Below are 16883 nucleotides of genomic sequence, written 5' to 3'. Positions count from 1 at the left end.
AGAAATTAGAGATAGAGGAACCTTAGATGAATTGGATTGTACAATTGTATCAACCATTCTTTGAACTGAGTAATTGGCAAACTGTCATTACGTCGTCCGAAGATTGGCTTTTAATTTTAACGTTAGTGATTATGGAATGCTTACTCTCAGTAGACAATGCTGTTGTATTAGCGGCACAGACACAAACATTACCTACAAAAATTGAGCAAGAAAAGTCATTGGTGTATGGCTTATGGGGCGCTTATGTTTTCCGCTTCATTATTATTGGTGTCGGCACCTATTTAATTCATTTGTGGGAAATTAAAGTTGCCGGTTCATTGTATTTAATTTACTTAGTCATTGCTTATTTCAGAAAGAGTGGGCATCCGAAGCAGGCTAAAACACCGGAGGCGGGTTCTAAAATCAGTAGTCCGCATCGGTTCTGGCGCACAGTTGCTTCGATTGAATTGATGGACATTGTTTTTTCAATTGATTCCGTATTAGCGTCTTTAGCGATTTCTAGTAATCCGGTGATTGTTTTAATTGGGGGAATGATTGGGATTATCTGCATGCGGGGGATTGCCCAACTCATCGCCCAATTGATGAAGAAAATTCCGGAATTAAATCCGATGGCTTACATCTTAATTCTCTTCATCGCGATTAAATTATTCTTGTCGATTCCAGCCATTGACTATGAAATTCCTAACCTAGTGTTTGCTGGAATTGTGTTTGGCGTTATTCTACTGACGCTCATTATTCATTATGTCCGTGCAGCACGGGCTAAATAGGCGTCATAAAAAAGCCGTTGTGGACAAATTGTCCACAACGGCTTTTTACGTTACATATGATTGAGTAAAACAGTTAAGGCTGCAAATGCGACACTTGCAATTGCGACTAAAATGAATTGATGCTGTTTCATTTTGAGAATTGCAATGAATTCACGGATGATTGCATTTGGTAAGAAGTAACGCGATGTTTTAGCGCCAATGCCATCTGCTTTCAAACGGGCTTGCTTTGCAAAAAGCCCAGCGCGGAATGTGTGGTAATTATTGGTTGCAAAAATAATTTTAGGATTCGTTTTAGTGGTATCAGCCATGATAATGTCTTTTGAAAATTGCATGTTTTGTAAAGTGTTGACTGATTTTTCCTCGGTGAGGGTGTCTTTAATCGGAATCCCTTGCTCAATGGCGTAACGTTGCATGGCAACTGATTCAGGCAGCTTCTCATCCGGACCTTGGCCGCCAGAAAAGACCAGTTTTGGTGCAGGGCGGCCTTTTTTGACTTGTTTATCATAAAATCGAATGGCGCGATTAATCCGACTGGCCAGTAACGGTGGGACGAATTGACCATCGATTAAACCGCTACCCAAGACGATGATGTAATCTTGTTGATAACGGGGGCGGTTGAATTGATAGATAATCAGTGAGGTTAGATATAAATAGAAGAACAATGGAATATACAAAAGAAAAACCGATACAATCGTGCTGACAAATAATTTAACATCGGCGGGAATGTGTAACAAGCGCGTGATGATTGGGATGAAAAATGAGCCAATGATGGCTAACGCAATGAGGAGGGTCAGCATGTTGGATAACGTGTGACTTTCTTTTTTCCAGACAATATACGCGTTCCACAGCAACAAGACAATACCGAATAAGTAGAAGAACATGACGATTAGAACGACAACAATTGCAGCAGCAATTGCAATGTTATTCAGCGTTTCGTTATTGAGGCGAATCACAATGAGCGCAGCATCCATTAATGCGCTGAAGAGGAAAAAGTTAAACACAATGCCGTTGATTAATCGGCGTTTTTCAAATCGCTGTAAACCAATAAATAAAATCAAAAAGAAAAGGGGGGACGCGTAAACGAGATCAATTAACGTAGTCATAATAACTCCCCTTATGATTAGGCTTGGCTTTCAAAGGCGTATGTTTCAATGGCGTATGCCACGCCATCTTGGCCTTCATGGTTACTCTTAGTAACAACCTTAGCAATTTTTTTCAATTCAGGAATGGCATTATCCATGGCAACTGGGAAACCGGCGTATTCTAGCATCGATAAATCGTTACCTTGATCACCAATGGCCATCACTTCAGATTGATCAATATTTAAGGCATTTGCTAAATCACGCAAACCATTTCCTTTACCGGCGTTCTTGTTGAGTACTTCGAGGAAGTAGGCTTCACTTTGAACAAATTGATAACGATCGAAAAAATCAGCAGGAATCTTGGTTTTGGCTTCAGCTAAGACGGCGGGTTCGTCGATTAACATCACTTTTGAAAAGGCCTTGTTAGGTGCGATTTCATCGACATGGCGGAAACGAACAGGCATGTTGACGAGGGCACTTTCACCGACTGTATAAGGACTGATATCGCGATTGGCGGTGTAGATGAATTGATCGTCTTCAGCGTGTAAATGAGAACCAATTTGGCGGGAGAGGGTTTCAAGTTCAAGATATTGGTCATGCGCAAGAGTGTGACGCACTAGAATTTCACCAGTTGCCGTATTTTGAACCAAAGCACCGTTGAACGTAATCACATAGTCAGTGGCTTCAGTTAAACCCAGTTCTTTTAGAAAAGGCGTGACCCCGGTGAGTGGTCGCCCAGTACATAGCACAACTTTAACGCCATGTTTTTTAGCAGCTTTGACAACTTTGATTGTTTTAGGGCTAAGGATGTTATTTTCATTTAATAGGGTGCCGTCCATATCGACAGCGACAAGTTTGATTGACATTATAAAAACTCCTTTTTAGTGGTTAGGATTGATTGCACCGTTACGCAAGTATGCTTTGAACTGGCGGTATATTGGTGCGAAGACTTCGATATCATTTTCGTTGAGCATTTCTTTAGGGAAATAGAAGCGTTCATCGCCGCTAAAACGGCCTGAGATGGCGGCCACCAAGTCACTTAATGATGATAACTCTTCAAGTTGACCATCAGATTGCATAATTTCAATCTGAGTTTTGGGTGATTTAGCGGAGGGATCATAGGCGTCATACGGCAAATCGAAACTGTTATTAACAGCAGTGTAATACTCACTGTTATAACCAGCTTGCTCGGTTAGCGCCCGTAATTCTGGTAAAACACATTGGGTCTGTTGGCTAAAGGCAACCGATTTGAGTGGGCGGCGGCTTAAAAAGCGGTCGGCCAAATCATTGAGCACTGAATCCGGATAGTCTAACCAGTATAGAAAATAGGTATTCAAAACGCCATCATCTAATTTTAAATAGTCTTGTAGGGTGAAGTTCTGTTCGAAAAATGGAATCAATAATTGCGGTGCGAGACTCTGATGATGGTCAGGCTGTTGATAAAGAACTTTCGCACGTTGCAAGAGCTTTTGCAAGACAACTTCCATGCCGCGTGAAACAGGATGGAAATAAACTTGTTGATACATCTGGAACCGACTGACGATGTAATCTTCAACGGCATGCATCCCGTTTGCTAAAAAGGCAATGCCCTTATCGTAAGGCCGCATGACTCGTAAAACACGCGTCAAATCGAATTCTCCGTATTTAGTCCCAGTATTGTAAGCATCCCGTAATAAGTAATCCATGCGATCAGCATCAATCTGGCTGGAAATCATCTGGACAACTTGTGGATTCGGATAAGAATGATCGATTACACTAGCGACTTTCGCAGGGAAATCATCCGCAACTTGGGTTAAGACGCGATTAATGGCTGTCTCCGGGTTGGTGATAATTTGGCGCGTAATCAATTCATGATCAGTATTGAAGATGTGTTCGAAGGTATGTGAATAAGCGCCATGGCCGATGTCGTGCAATAAAGCCGCACATAAGGCGACTAACCGTTCATCATCGTTCCAAAGTCCATCACCGGCAACTTGACTAGGGTAGTTAAGTTGGAATTGATCACAGATTTGGCGTGTGATTTCATAAACACCTAATGAGTGGGTGAAGCGGGAATGTTCAGCGCCTTGGAAAACAGAGGAAGTCGTGCCAAGCTGTTTAATCCGCCGAAGACGTTGAAATTCGGGGGTGTCAATTAAATCGAGAATCACTTGATACTCGACGCGAATGTAGTTATGCACAGGATCACGGAATACTTTTTCACGCGATAGTTTAATAGCGGTGTTAGTCACAATATAATCTCCTTTTTGAGGCCCGTTAAACTTGATAACGGTGGAGTGCTGTTTGGTTTTTAAGTAGTAGTTGTTGATAAGCTTTCGTTTGTAATTGTGGTGTGAGGTCAACTAGTTGTGGTTGTTGAACCAACCGGCTAAAAGCGGTCTGTAGGTGCGTAATGGCTGTTGCAACAGTCATTGGTTCGTTTAACAGATCAGATAGGTTGGCCATGGTGTCCGGGATGACCGCTGGGAAAGTCCACCGCGTTTGGCTTTGTGCTTGGCCAGCAGTGTAAAAACTGTGCATGAGTTTGCCACGCGCCTGTTGATTGCCTGTAATGCTGGCATATAAGAGTACGGCAATTCCGTTTTTGGCACGGCGTTGGGCAATACCGGAAAATTTTTGACCATTGATGCTGAGATCGTATTCGCCAGGGCAATAGGAGTGAGTGACTTCGAAATGGTCAATCGTGACGGGATAGTCTGCAAAGGCAGTTGTGAACAATTGGTGCATGAGCGCGTAAGCAGCATTAATGCTTAGGTGATCCGCCATATCAGGAAGATAGAAGCTGACGTTCAAAACGCCGGCATCCGTCACAATCCCCAAGCCACCAGCGTTACGCACGAAATGGGCATAGTGTGCAGCCTCTAATGTGGCAACCGCTTGTGGATAAGCAGGTAACTTTGTATCCATCATGCCCAAAATAACATTGTCAGCAAGCGTCCAAAAATGAATAATAGGTTGTTGTAATTCGCGGCTCAAAGCTAAGAGGCTATTAGCATGAGCAAAAGCGAGTGGTCCAGCCGCTTTTTCAAAATGTTGGGTTAAAATAGCCCATTCTTGATTGGCAGATAAAGTCGCTAAATCATCCATGGTAATCACCTCCGAAAATTAAAAACTCTTCTTAATTATAGCGTAAATTCTAGGCGCTGTCTGCAATCGGTACGTTGGTCAAAGAGAATTGGCGGATTATTCTGGCGCTCAAATTTTGAATGGCTTATAATAGAACTACTTAATTAAAATTAAAGGAAGTTATTTATGGCAAGTCAAAGCGGAATTCCGGTCAAGGTACACCTTGAAACGCAAATTCAACAAGATGGGCAACTTGAAAAACACGTTTTCGATGAGGATGGTCAAGTTGTCAAAATGGGAGAGTCACTTTACTTACGTTATCTGGAACACGGTGGTGAACAAGCCACCGCGGTACGGTTTAAATTGGCTGCTGACGGTCAAATTCAATTAACGCGGGGCACAGAAGAAGACGAGACGCAATTGCGGTTGTACTTTAAGCAAGGCGAAGACCTCGGATCAATTTACCAAACAAAATATGGCAACATGCCAGTGCTCACAACGACAACCCATTTATTATCGATGGTGAAGGAACAACCGTTATCAGGTGAAATTACGGTTCATTACCAACTTGCCATCAATAATCAAGCCGTGGGGGATTACAAATTACGATTGATTTTTACAGCTTAAGCTAGTATGATTAAGGATAGACTGTTGAAAGGACGTGTACTGGTTGAAATTAGACGTTTTTAAAGGCCAAAATAAAGAAGAACTATCAATGATTGAAGTCGCACATGCAATTTTAGAAGAAAAAGGCGACACGATTGCATTCGCTGACTTAACGAATGAAATTCAAAACTATTTAGGCAAAAGTGATGAAGAAGTGCGTGCACGCTTATCACAATTTTATACGGATTTAAATGAAGATGGTAGTTTCATTTCTTTAGGCGAAAACGTTTGGGGCCTCCGTTCTTGGTACCCATATGAATCTGTCGATGAAGAAGTTAACCATCCAGAAGATGAAGAAGACCAACCAACTAAGAAGAAACGTCGTAAGAAGGTTAATGCATTCTTAGCAGATGTTACCGACGATGACGATGTGATTGATTACAGTGACGATGATCCAGAAGACGAAGACTTAGATGCTGATGATGGTGTTGATTTAGCAGCTACAGATGACGTTGCTGGTGATGACTTAACTGAATACAAAGCTGACTTACAAAACATCGGTGACGATGACGATGATGAAGACGACGATGCCTTAGAAGACGGTATCGAAGGTCAATTATCTGAATTTAGCGATGATGAAGACGAAGAAGACGAAGATGACGAGCTTTAATTAGACGTTTCCGATTCGTTGCCATAAAAAAAGACGTCAAAGTTAACTTTGGCGTCTTTTTTTTGCGTTTAATATTTTTAAGCTAATCCTCGTCGGATACCCGACTTACGACACACTCTCGTTCAAGAAAATGGTAAACCGCGCCGATTAAGTTGGCGTCTTGGTTGAAGTGACAAATTTCGATGTGTGGCACAGGAATAGGGGTGGTTGCCCCTGCACGGCGTTGCCAGTAACGATTAATACTACTATTGTCATCGGCTAAAAGTGCGTCAATCGCAGCGTTTAATTTTGGTAGTAGGTCAGTTCGCTGACTAATGCCACCACCGACACCAATAATCTCGGGCGTGTAAGCAACGTTTAAAAAGAGCATGATTTCCGCAAGGGCAGCATACATCTGTGCGACTTCTAGGGTGGCAATCGGATCCCCTTGATCGGCAAGTTCGAAGACGGTTTTGCCGTCGATTGTATTGGGGAGTTTAAAATTACGGAGGGAGACAGTCTTGCCAATTTGGACGGGTGAGACTTTTGAATTATTGAGTGTTTTAATGGCATCTGCGATGAATTTTTCGAAGTTATCGATTTTATCAGCAGTCGTTTTGAGAATGGTCCCATTTTCGATAATGGATAAGCCAATCCCAGAACCAATTATTGTGAATAAGGCGCTCAGATGACCTTGACCAATCCCAGCTGTCATCTCGGCGAATGCTGCACTGTCGGCATCATTTTGGAGAGAGACGGGCAGACCAAGGCGCGTTGCAAATTCAGTTTGAAATTCACCGAGGTGCAAAAATGGCACATAACTCATGCCATGGATGATGCCAGTCTGTTCATCTGGATCACCAGGACAACTCACCGCAATTCCAGTTAAATGAAAGTCGGTCGCAAATTGATCACGTAATTGTTCAACTTCGGAATAGAAGCGATTGCGTGTTAGCGGTGTAGGGAATTGCGCTTGGTTAATTAGTTGGTGTTTCGTCCAAATCCCATATTTGACGGCAGAACCGCCGATATCTAAAGCTAGTAACGCGTCTTGTAGCATGGTGGGCCATCCTTTCAAAGTAGGTCATGCAAATAGTGTAGCATAGGCGATTTAAAATCGGCGCAGAAATGACTAATTTTTTTGCTTGACGCTAATTGCCATTTCTTGTATTATATTCTTTGGGCGCTTTGCAGTTACTTTAATTGCGAAGCCAGAATCGGTTAACAGGCTCCCTGTTCATTTTGAATAGGGAGCTTGTTTTTGTTTTTGGTTGTTTCCCAAAAGCATGAATGTTTAGCGTAATGCTAAGAAGAAAAGGAGAATATTTATATGACCAAATATGTTTTTGTAACAGGTGGCGTTGTTTCTTCACTTGGTAAAGGGATTGTTGCGGCTTCACTTGGTCGTTTGTTAAAGAATCGTGGATTAAAGGTGACGATTCAAAAATTCGATCCATATATCAACGTGGATCCCGGTACAATGAGTCCTTACCAACATGGTGAAGTTTTCGTAACAGATGATGGTACTGAAACTGATTTAGATCTTGGCCATTACGAACGTTTTATCGACAATAATTTAAATAAATATTCTAACGTGACGACAGGTAAAATTTATTCAGAAGTTTTACGTAAAGAACGTAAAGGTGAATACCTTGGCGCAACTGTTCAAGTCATTCCACACATCACAAACATGATTAAAGAAAAAATCATGCGTGCTGCTACAACGACTGATTCAGATATCGTGATTACTGAAATCGGTGGGACTGTTGGTGATATTGAATCACTACCATTCTTAGAAGCACTTCGTCAAATGAAGGCGGATGTTGGCGCAGAAAACTGCATCTACATTCATACGACATTAGTCCCTTACTTGAAGGCTGCCGGTGAAATGAAGACCAAACCAACACAACACAGTGTTAAAGAATTACGGAGCATCGGGATTCAACCAAACGTCTTGGTTTGTCGGACTGAAAAACCAATTCCTGATGACATGCGGAACAAGATTGCCCAATTCTGTGACGTTGAACCAGAAGCCGTTGTTGAATCGCGCGATGCTGAATCAATCTACGATATTCCATTGTTATTGAAGAACCAAGGCTTAGACGACTTTGTCTTGAACCACTTCAAGATGACAGCACCAGAAGCTGACATGACAGAATGGATTGATATGTTACACACCATCAAGAATCTTCAAGGTACAAAGAAGATTGCCTTGGTTGGTAAATATATCGAATTACAAGATGCTTATATCTCAGTGAACGAAGCATTACGTCATGCTGGTTATGCTTATAACACCGACGTTAAAGTAACACCAATCCAATCAGAAGACATTACGAAAGAAAATGTTGCTGAAACATTAGCTGGCTTTGATGGGATTATCGTCCCTGGTGGTTTCGGTGATCGTGGTTTAGAAGGGATGATCCTTTCAATTCAATATGCGCGTGAAAATGATGTACCATATCTTGGTATTTGTTTAGGGATGCAAATGGCAAGTATTGAATTTGCCCGCAACGTTGCTGGGATTACAGATGCCACAACTGGTGAAGTGCACCCAGAAGCAAAACATAAATTAATCGACATCATGTCAGATCAAAAAGATCTTGAAAACATGGGTGGGACACAACGTCTTGGCTTGTATCCATGTAAATTAAAACCAGGTACAAAGACTGCTGCTGCTTATGATAACCAAAGTGTTATCCAACAACGTCACCGTCACCGTTATGAATTCAATAACGAATACCGTGAATTGTTGACAGACAAAGGCTTAGTCTTTGCCGGGACTTCACCTGACAATCGTTTAGTTGAAGTGATCGAAATTCCAGAAAACAAATTCTTCGTGGCAGCTCAATATCACCCAGAATTCCTATCACGCCCAAACAAACCAGAAGGCTTGTTCAAGGCATTTATTGGCGCAACAATGTAGAGTGCTGACTCGAACGGGTTGGCTTTGAGGATTAGCCACATCAGGCGGATTATCGACAAGGTCGGTAGTATGACTGATGTGGCTAACCGGAATATGGAGCACGTCTCATAAAAGACGCTACTAGTCAGCACGACAAAGTAGCGTCTTTTTGTATGCCGAAAAATAGTTGTGAAAATGGAGATGATCCGTTTTGAAAAGCCTTACATTTTTAGACTTCTACAGCCCAATTGAATGCGATGATTAGCTTTTACTAAGTATGAAAATTAAAAAGTAAATGTTATCCCTAAATGCCTTGTAATTTATGTGCTGATTAATTATTATTATACATGTATGACTAATTATCAACGGCATTGAGTAGATTGGAGCCGTTTTTCAATTTTAAAAAATAAAACTAAAAAATTAAAAAACTTAAAAATATCAAAAGCGCCTTCTGGTTTAAACCACAGGAGAAGTGGGAAACTGAAGGCGGTTCTTTTGTTGCAGAGCGAACGGGGAAATCTAAAAATGAAAAAAATGTTAATTCAAGGTGGCAATCTCTTATCTGGAGAGGTCACAATTGGCGGTGCAAAGAATAGCACGGTTGCGATTATTCCCGCTGCTATTTTGGCGGAGTCGAAAGTCGTTTTAGACTGTGTGCCGCACATTAAAGACGTCAACAGCCTACTATCCATTCTAGAAGATATGTCTGTCTCATCTACTTTTGTTGATGACACGGTTGAAATTGATCCAACCCACATTATTTCGACACCACTTCCAAGCGGGAAGATTCAAAGTTTACGCGCCTCATATTATTTCATGGGGGCTTTATTAGGTCGTTTTGGGGAAGCAATCGTTGGGTTGCCAGGTGGCGATGATATTGGTCCACGACCAATTGATCAACATATTAAAGGGTTTGAAGCACTTGGTGCGACAGTGACTAATAACCACGGTGCTATCCTAATTAAGGCACCAAACGGCTTACACGGTGCTAAAATTTATCTTGATATGGCATCAGTTGGCGCAACGATTAATTTATTATTAGCCGCTGTCCGTGCTGAAGGACAAACTGTCATTGAAAATGCAGCACGCGAACCCGAAATTGTGGATATCGCGACATTCTTGAACAATATGGGTGCTAAGATCCGCGGTGCTGGGACTGACATTATCCGCATTGATGGGGTTGAACATCTGTATGGGCGCAATACACACACCATTATTCCTGATCGGATTGAAGCGGGAACTTATTTAAGTATGGCTGCAGCCATCGGGGATGGTGTGAACGTCAAGAACATCATCAGTGAACACATGGACGCTTACCTCGCTAAGTTAGAGGAAATGGGCGTTAAGATGGATGTTAAGGAAGATAGTATCTTCGTTTATCCATCACCTAATTTAAAAATGGTTCAAATTAAAACTATGCCATATCCTGGCTTTGCAACGGATTTGCAACAACCACTAACGCCGCTCTTATTAAAAGCGCAAGGTGAAGGCATTGTGGTTGATACCCTTTATCCTAAACGAACACGCCACGTCCCAGAATTAATTCGGATGGGTGCAGATATCTCAATCGAAAATGATGTGATTATTTTACATCATGCCGACAAGTTACAAGGTGCCGAAGTATCCGCCGATGAAATTCGGGGCGGTGCTTGTTTAATGATCGCTGGCTTAATGGCCAATGGTGTGACAACGATTGATAACGCAAGTAATATTTTGCGGGGCTATGACCGCGTTGTTGATAAACTAACGGGTCTGGGCGCAATCGTCAAAATGGTTGAAGAATAAGTTAACCATCTATTGTTTTTTGTTAGCATTCATGCTAATATTTAATGGTTATGTAAACAAATATCTCTGACATAGCAAATATCTCAGGGCAAGACTTAAGTTGTGCATCTGAATTGATGCAGATAACTTTAGCAAAAAGGAGCGGAAAAGACATGAAACAAGGTATTCATCCAGATTATCACAAGGTAGTATTTATGGATTCATCAACTGGCTTCAAGTTCATCTCAGGTTCAACTGCTAACTCAGCTGAAACTGTTGAATGGGAAGACGGTAACACATATCCATTAATCCGTGTTGAAATTTCATCAGATTCACATCCATTCTACACAGGTAAACAAAAGTTTACTCAAGCAGATGGTCGTGTCGATCGTTTCAACAAAAAATATGGTTTTGCAGACAAGAACGCTGCCAAATAATTATTTTGAAACCGGGGAATTTTTCCCTGGTTTTTTTTTGCCTTTTTTTCCATAAAAATAGCCAATTGCAAACGGCAATCAGCTATTTAATCAACATTTTTTGAATTCGATGACTAGCGAGACACGCTAGCAAAATGACTGGGAAAAATTGAATCGGGAAAAGAAAGAGTAACAAAGTAGCAGTGACGTACGGTTGTGCCACAATCACCGTACAACTGACAGCGACAACCGTGGCAACCAGGAGGCCGGGAGTGTATGGCAACACAACGGCGAGACTTAAACCGATTGCCGCACTTGCAAAAATGGCTGGGAAAATTTTACCGCCCCGCCAACCAAAGGCAAATAGCAGATTGGTTAGAACGGTTTTTCCAAGTCCGATTAAGAGTAAATAAATGAATGATTGATCTAAACCGGATTTGGTAAAGGTGAACAAGTAGTGTTCTCCAGAAAAGAGTAAATAAGGCGACAATAGACCACAAGCACCCAAGAACACACCAGCGACCATTGCAAGTAAGACCGGCCGCTGAATCGTATCAAAGAGCCACTGGCACCATTGTTCTATTTTTAAGAATAGATTGCCAAAAACTAAACCGACAATTAATGCTAAAATAAGAAGTGGCCAAACTATTAATGTCCAATGAATGATTGGTGTGTGCAGTGTAAATGGACTTTCTTTGGGGAAGAGTTGGTTGACCAAGGCGAAACCAAGAATCCCAGTTGCGGTTGTGAGAATGTATAATAGAACTTGATTGAAGTGTGATTTGAAATGATCGCGCAAGGAGGTTGTCTCAATCGCCTCACCAACACCGGCTAGCGGTGCGTGGAAGATGGCCGCTAGCATGGCACCAATCCCCATCGTCAAAAACGTTTCTTTTTGCTGAGCGGTTAGTTTAAGTCGATCGCCCAACCAAGTGATTAGGCCGCCGACGTTGGTCGAGAGCGCGGCTTCAGGGCCAAGGCTAGCGCCGCAGGCTAATACAACTAAGGCGGCGATAATGTTTTTACCGACTTGCTGTTGGTAGGCAACGGACCCGGTTTGTTTAAATTCGCTGAGTGTTTCATGCATTGTTTTAGGATAAGGCCCCCAATAACGTTGCATTAAGCCGACGAGTAATCCGCCAAATAGACCAACAAGCAACGGATAAAATGGCTGGTTGAAATGCGAATAACCGACTTGCCAAATTAAGTGTGTACTGAAATTAATGAGGGCTAAAAAGGCGGCCGCTATGCCACCAATCAACAATCCTAAAAGTAAGCTATATAAAACAAAAATAATTTTAAACTGCGTGGTTTTAGTGGTAGGTGATGACATAGAGCCTCCTAGTTAAGGGAATTATTTATGAACTATTATGCACTACCCACGCTAGTTTGACCATAGTCGAATTGTGAGGGAAAGAATAATGAAAATCGATCGATTACAAGCATTTAGCGATGGCGTTTTTGCCATTTTATTAACACTATTAGTGTTAGACTTTAAAGTGCCGGACTATCAAGCAGGGCATTTGAGTCAAGCGGTGATTGCACAGTGGCCAACTTTGGCTGCCTATGTACTATCCTTTTTTTATGTGGGGACATTATGGTTGTTTCATCACGATTATTTTGCGAAAATAAAACAAACTAACTGGCAGTTAAACGTGATCAATCTCAGTATTTTATTTGCAGTGACACTGATTAATTACCCAACTAGTTTGTTGTCGGAATCGATTGCTCAACAAAATGGCGCTGATATTCGATTTGCTTTTACATCGTATGCGATTGTTGCATTAGTCATCTCAGCTTTGTTTTGGGTATTATATCGGTATATGGCACTGCATCATGAACTAATGCGTCAGTATGAACAGCGACACGAGGAATTTTATCAAACGATTAAAAATGATCCCTTACGAAGTGTCTTGATTTACGCCATTGCCATTGTCGGAATTCAGATTAATAGCTGGCTAGGGGCACTGTTGATTTTGCTGGGCAATATCTTTCATTTCATCGCATACTTGCGACTTAGTCGGAGTGTCACGCTGTATCATTTGAATGGAAAGGATGAATAACATGGCAAAACAAAAAACAAATTGGCGGTGGGTAGATTGGCTTTATGTCTTCACCATTGTGAGTCAATTAATCTATATTGGTTATTACTTAGAACAAATGCTGACTAACCCCAAAGACAACGGAACATTGTCTTTTGCCGTTTTACAAGTGGTTGCAGGCCTGGTGATTGCGACCTTACCTATTATCATTGAACGCTTTATGCCATACCGGTTTCCAGAGATTCTATATGCAGTTTATTTAATCTTTGTATACTGTTCGATTTTATTGGGGACGGGATTACATTTTTATAGTCGCTTATACTACTGGGATAAATTCTTGCATGTCTTGAGTGCCGGGTTATTGGCGGGCTTAGGGTATACGGTCTTTAACGTATTGATTTCAAAACAACTCCGTCAAACCATTTCAGCCTTACTCATGAGTTTGTTTGCGGCAACGTTTGGGAGTACGATTGGTGTGTTGTGGGAATTCTATGAATTTACCGGCGATAGTTTGTTAGGCTTAAACATGCAACGTTATATGGCAAAAGGTCACCTTTTATTAGGCCAAGCAGCCTTGTTAGACACGATGGGGGACTTACTAGCGGATGTCTTGGGATCATGTTTAATCGCCATTATCGGCTATTTCTGTATTAAACATAACCGGGACTGGTTAGATAAACTGACGTTTACCAAAAAATAGAGTGCGTTTGTGGCGCTTATATTTTGAGCATTAACTGGATTTGACGAATTGGCGATTGTAATCACCGATTTGGCAAATTCTGTTAAGCGCAGAAATATGCCACAAAAAGCACGTTTCAACAAAAAAGTGGTGTCGCTCTGAAAATGAGCGACACCACTTTTTTGTATTATTTTTGTATTTCATGTTCTTCGCGTAAGACTTTTGTATTCTGACGCACCCAGAAGAGGTTGACGATTACTAAAACGGTTGTCGATAGGAAAACCCCGCTGTAACCGAATAGGCCAGAAACGCTGGAACCAATTAAAGGTCCGGCGACATTCCCCATTGCTTGGAAGGATTGGTTATAACTGAAAATCCGTCCGGCGGAACTATGGGGTGAGTACTTCGCAAGAATCGTTTGAACTTGCGGTAACAATGCGGCATCGGCGACCCCAACCAGCAGACGCAGGGCACCGAGTTGCCAAACATTTTGAACGAAAGCTTGCGGAACGTAAACGAAGACGGCGAAGATCAAGCCACCGAGTAAAATTTTCTCGGAACCGATCCGATCGCCAAGTGCACCAAAACGCGGCGCGGCAATTAAGGTTGCGATCCCTGGAGTAGCCGCGACAACTCCGCTGACTAACGCTACGTTATTGCCATGATGCATTAATTGACGGACATATAAACTCAACAGCGGGCTAATTGAGTTGTTGGAGGCTTGAATAATCATTGTGGTGACGAACATGCCGATAATTAAATGCGGGTATTTCAATTCATGAATCAGTTGCCGACCGGGTACTTGATCGCCTTTTTCTACTGGCGTGAAGTCTTCGTGAACGAAAACCAGACAGAGGATAAAGACGATGAACAAGATGGTACCGGTAATGAAGAAGGTTGTTCGATAGCCGGTTGCTTGGGCGATAATCCCACCCAACAACGGGCCTAATAAGGTTCCGGAAACACTTCCGGTGGTCAGGGTGCCTAAAGCTTGACCACTTTTTTCTTGTGGTGCTGAAGTGGCAATTAAGGCGTTTGAATTACTGATATAACCCGAGAAGAAGCCTTGTAATAGTCGCAAACCAATTAATTCATAAATATTTTGGACTAAGCCCATCGCACCCAGGACAATCGCTAGTCCTAATGAGGCGCGGAGTAACATTAATTTGCGACCACGGCGGTCAGCAATTTTGCCCCACCATGGTGAAATCAGAGCGGTAACCAAGAAGGTAATAGAATAGGTCACCCCACTCCATAAACTCAGTTGGGCCGTTGTAAAGTTGCCAAGTGTGTCAATGTATAACGACATAAATGGCATAATCAAACTAAAAGCAACCCCGGCCATGAAATTACCAAACCATAAAACGACGAGGTTCTGTTCCCATTGTGCGCGGCGTCTGAATAAACGTTGACGAATGTTAGTCAACATGGTGTCATCATCTCGATTCTAAAAAGTTAAAGCGGCGACCACGCTTGCTGATGTGCGTGGTAGGCGTCTTTTAAGTGTGGGAGTTGTTCAAAGAGGGCAGTCAGTTGCGCATCTTTAGCTCGTGGCAGCTGGCGTTTAAAGTACAACCGCTGAGTGTCGTAGGCAGTCAATGCGCTTGCTTGTTGGGCTGGTGTACCGTGTTCGGCAAAATAGAGTAGCCAATCAAACAGCCATTCTTTATCAGCATCGGCTTCATAACGGGCTAGCAAAGTGTCTAGCTGTGCTCCCTGTGCCACTAACAAGTAATGGTTACGCTGCAAAGGGGTTAACTCATTATCTGGATTTAGATCAATTACTTTGGGACCTAATTGTTCGAGAAAACTATCCAGCGAATCAGCAACGGTTAACCATTGATCGACCTCAGTATCTATGTAGCGAATCGGTGGTTCAGCTGAGGCTTGTTGGCAATCAAATACAAAGTACTGCTGTTGATGCTGACTAAAAGGGACTAAGTAATCGGGCAAGTCGGGGGCTTGGATGACTGCTTCACCGTTGTGAGCAATGCCAGCTAAATAATGACACTCAACGTCGGCGAGACCATCACTTGTTGGCTCACTCGTAGGAAGGCTAAAGTTAGTCAAAAAACCGCCATTGGTTGTTTGACAAAGTGCCTGATAACTCATGGGAATCCGAGGGTCATCGACAATCATCCGTGGTGCAGTTAAATCAACATTCGCAATTGCTGGCTGTGCAGTAAACATGCAAGTATCCCTCCCAAAATTGGTAACTCTTTAATTTTACCATTTATGTCAAACCAAGGTTTTGTTAAGGTTGGCAACCTATTCTTTATTTGTTGTAGCGAGTCTGATAATATGAAGACAACATTAAAGAAAAGAGGATACGCGTATGTTATGGTTTATTATTATCATTATTTTGTTAGTGGTTGGCGCAGTTGGCTTCTATATCAGCACCTACAATAACATGGTCAAGAGTCGGAACTGGACAGATGAAGCATGGAGCCAAATCGATGTACAACTCAAACGGCGGAATGACTTGATTCCAAACTTAGTATCGACCGTGAAAGGTTATGCTAAGCATGAACAAGACACGTTGGAAAAAGTCATCAAGATGCGGAATCAATTGGTTGAAATGCCAGCTGATAATCGGCAAGCAACAATGGAGGCTTCTAATCAATTAACGGATTCATTGAAAAGCGTTTTCGCCTTGTCAGAAAGCTATCCAGATTTAAAAGCGGACGCAGAATTTACGAAGTTAATGGAAGAATTGACGAATACGGAAAATAAAATTGCGTATGCACGTCAATTGTTTAACTCAAGTGCTACCCGTTACAACAACCAAATTCAAACTTTCCCTGGTAATATTTTGGCAGGTGCTCACAATTTCCAAAAGACAGCTTACTTAGAAACGCCAGTTGAGGAAAAAGTAGCACCTAAAGTTTCCTTTGAATAGGGTGTGATTGG

The 16883-nt window shown here is 42.1% G+C and carries 17 protein-coding genes; 9 read left to right on the top strand and 8 right to left on the bottom strand.

The genetic code is table 11. The features are described 5' to 3' along the window. Positions 1-26: 26 nt before the first annotated feature. Complete coding sequence (locus LCU_RS06320) at positions 27-767, top strand: TerC family protein (protein WP_004270354.1); 741 nt, start codon at positions 27-29, stop codon at positions 765-767. A gap of 50 nt (positions 768-817) precedes the next feature. On the opposite strand, the gene LCU_RS06315 is transcribed toward LCU_RS06320, so the two are convergent. Genes LCU_RS06315 through LCU_RS06300 form a run of 4 tightly spaced genes read right to left on the bottom strand, consistent with a single transcriptional unit; the run spans position 818 to position 4936 of the window. Further along, a complete protein-coding gene (locus LCU_RS06315; RefSeq protein WP_056966657.1) occupies positions 818-1870 on the bottom strand; it encodes a YdcF family protein in 1053 nt (350 codons plus the stop codon). Between the two features lie 17 nt (positions 1871-1887). Then, a complete protein-coding gene (gene yidA / locus LCU_RS06310) occupies positions 1888-2715 on the bottom strand; it encodes a sugar-phosphatase (protein ID WP_056966659.1) in 828 nt (275 codons plus the stop codon). Positions 2716-2730: 15 nt separating this feature from the next. Then, positions 2731-4080, bottom strand: coding sequence for an HD domain-containing protein (locus LCU_RS06305; RefSeq protein WP_128486114.1), 1350 nt, complete (start codon positions 4078-4080; stop codon positions 2731-2733). Positions 4081-4105: 25 nt separating this feature from the next. Continuing rightward, positions 4106-4936, bottom strand: a complete 831-nt coding sequence (locus LCU_RS06300; protein WP_054644393.1) for a lipoate--protein ligase family protein — start codon at positions 4934-4936, stop codon at positions 4106-4108. Positions 4937-5101: 165 nt separating this feature from the next. On the opposite strand from LCU_RS06300, the gene LCU_RS06295 reads away from it, so the two are divergent. Together LCU_RS06295 and rpoE are read left to right on the top strand one after the other, a co-directional pair. Beyond that, positions 5102-5542 carry a YwiB family protein gene (locus tag LCU_RS06295; protein WP_004270642.1) on the top strand — a complete coding sequence of 147 codons (441 nt, stop codon included), beginning with the start codon at positions 5102-5104 and terminating at the stop codon, positions 5540-5542. Between the two features lie 88 nt (positions 5543-5630). Continuing rightward, positions 5631-6191 (top strand): DNA-directed RNA polymerase subunit delta, encoded by a 561-nt coding sequence (rpoE, locus tag LCU_RS06290; RefSeq protein ID WP_218023510.1) that lies wholly within the window; start codon positions 5631-5633, stop codon positions 6189-6191. 82 nt (positions 6192-6273) lie between these two features. On the opposite strand, the gene LCU_RS06285 is transcribed toward rpoE, so the two are convergent. Next, the gene (locus LCU_RS06285) at positions 6274-7230 is read right to left on the bottom strand and encodes an ROK family protein (RefSeq protein WP_054644392.1); all 957 of its coding nucleotides are present in this window, start codon (positions 7228-7230) and stop codon (positions 6274-6276) included. Positions 7231-7500: 270 nt separating this feature from the next. Here LCU_RS06285 and LCU_RS06280 point away from each other — a divergent pair, with 270 nt between their 5' ends. From LCU_RS06280 to LCU_RS06270, 3 genes are all read left to right on the top strand, one after another. Continuing rightward, positions 7501-9093 (top strand): CTP synthase, encoded by a 1593-nt coding sequence (locus LCU_RS06280; protein WP_056966663.1) that lies wholly within the window; start codon positions 7501-7503, stop codon positions 9091-9093. Positions 9094-9597: 504 nt separating this feature from the next. Beyond that, positions 9598-10857 (top strand): UDP-N-acetylglucosamine 1-carboxyvinyltransferase, encoded by a 1260-nt coding sequence (locus tag LCU_RS06275; RefSeq protein ID WP_056967017.1) that lies wholly within the window; start codon positions 9598-9600, stop codon positions 10855-10857. A gap of 152 nt (positions 10858-11009) precedes the next feature. Then, on the top strand, positions 11010-11273 hold the full coding sequence (locus tag LCU_RS06270) for a type B 50S ribosomal protein L31 (protein WP_004270647.1): 264 nt from the start codon (positions 11010-11012) through the stop codon (positions 11271-11273). 82 nt (positions 11274-11355) lie between these two features. Here LCU_RS06270 and LCU_RS06265 read toward each other — a convergent pair whose 3' ends face one another. Continuing rightward, on the bottom strand, positions 11356-12585 hold the full coding sequence (locus LCU_RS06265) for a chloride channel protein (protein WP_056967019.1): 1230 nt from the start codon (positions 12583-12585) through the stop codon (positions 11356-11358). A gap of 88 nt (positions 12586-12673) precedes the next feature. Here LCU_RS06265 and LCU_RS06260 point away from each other — a divergent pair, with 88 nt between their 5' ends. Continuing rightward, positions 12674-13315, top strand: a complete 642-nt coding sequence (locus LCU_RS06260) for a TMEM175 family protein (protein ID WP_056967020.1) — start codon at positions 12674-12676, stop codon at positions 13313-13315. 1 nt (position 13316) lies between these two features. Next, positions 13317-13994, top strand: coding sequence for a DUF2238 domain-containing protein (locus LCU_RS06255; RefSeq protein ID WP_056967022.1), 678 nt, complete (start codon positions 13317-13319; stop codon positions 13992-13994). Positions 13995-14160: 166 nt separating this feature from the next. On the opposite strand, the gene LCU_RS06250 is transcribed toward LCU_RS06255, so the two are convergent. Both LCU_RS06250 and LCU_RS06245 read right to left on the bottom strand, forming a co-directional pair. Further along, positions 14161-15402, bottom strand: a complete 1242-nt coding sequence (locus LCU_RS06250; protein WP_039099179.1) for a multidrug efflux MFS transporter — start codon at positions 15400-15402, stop codon at positions 14161-14163. 26 nt (positions 15403-15428) lie between these two features. Beyond that, positions 15429-16163, bottom strand: a complete 735-nt coding sequence (locus LCU_RS06245; protein WP_004270631.1) for an SMI1/KNR4 family protein — start codon at positions 16161-16163, stop codon at positions 15429-15431. A gap of 145 nt (positions 16164-16308) precedes the next feature. On the opposite strand from LCU_RS06245, the gene LCU_RS06240 reads away from it, so the two are divergent. Further along, on the top strand, positions 16309-16872 hold the full coding sequence (locus LCU_RS06240; RefSeq protein ID WP_054644389.1) for a LemA family protein: 564 nt from the start codon (positions 16309-16311) through the stop codon (positions 16870-16872). Positions 16873-16883 lie beyond the last annotated feature (11 nt).

The sequence above is a fragment of the Latilactobacillus curvatus JCM 1096 = DSM 20019 genome (assembly GCF_004101845.1).
In the GTDB taxonomy this organism is placed as follows: domain Bacteria; phylum Bacillota; class Bacilli; order Lactobacillales; family Lactobacillaceae; genus Latilactobacillus; species Latilactobacillus curvatus.
Note: the sequence above shows the minus strand (reverse complement) of the source record. Positions and strands in the feature narration are given on the sequence as shown.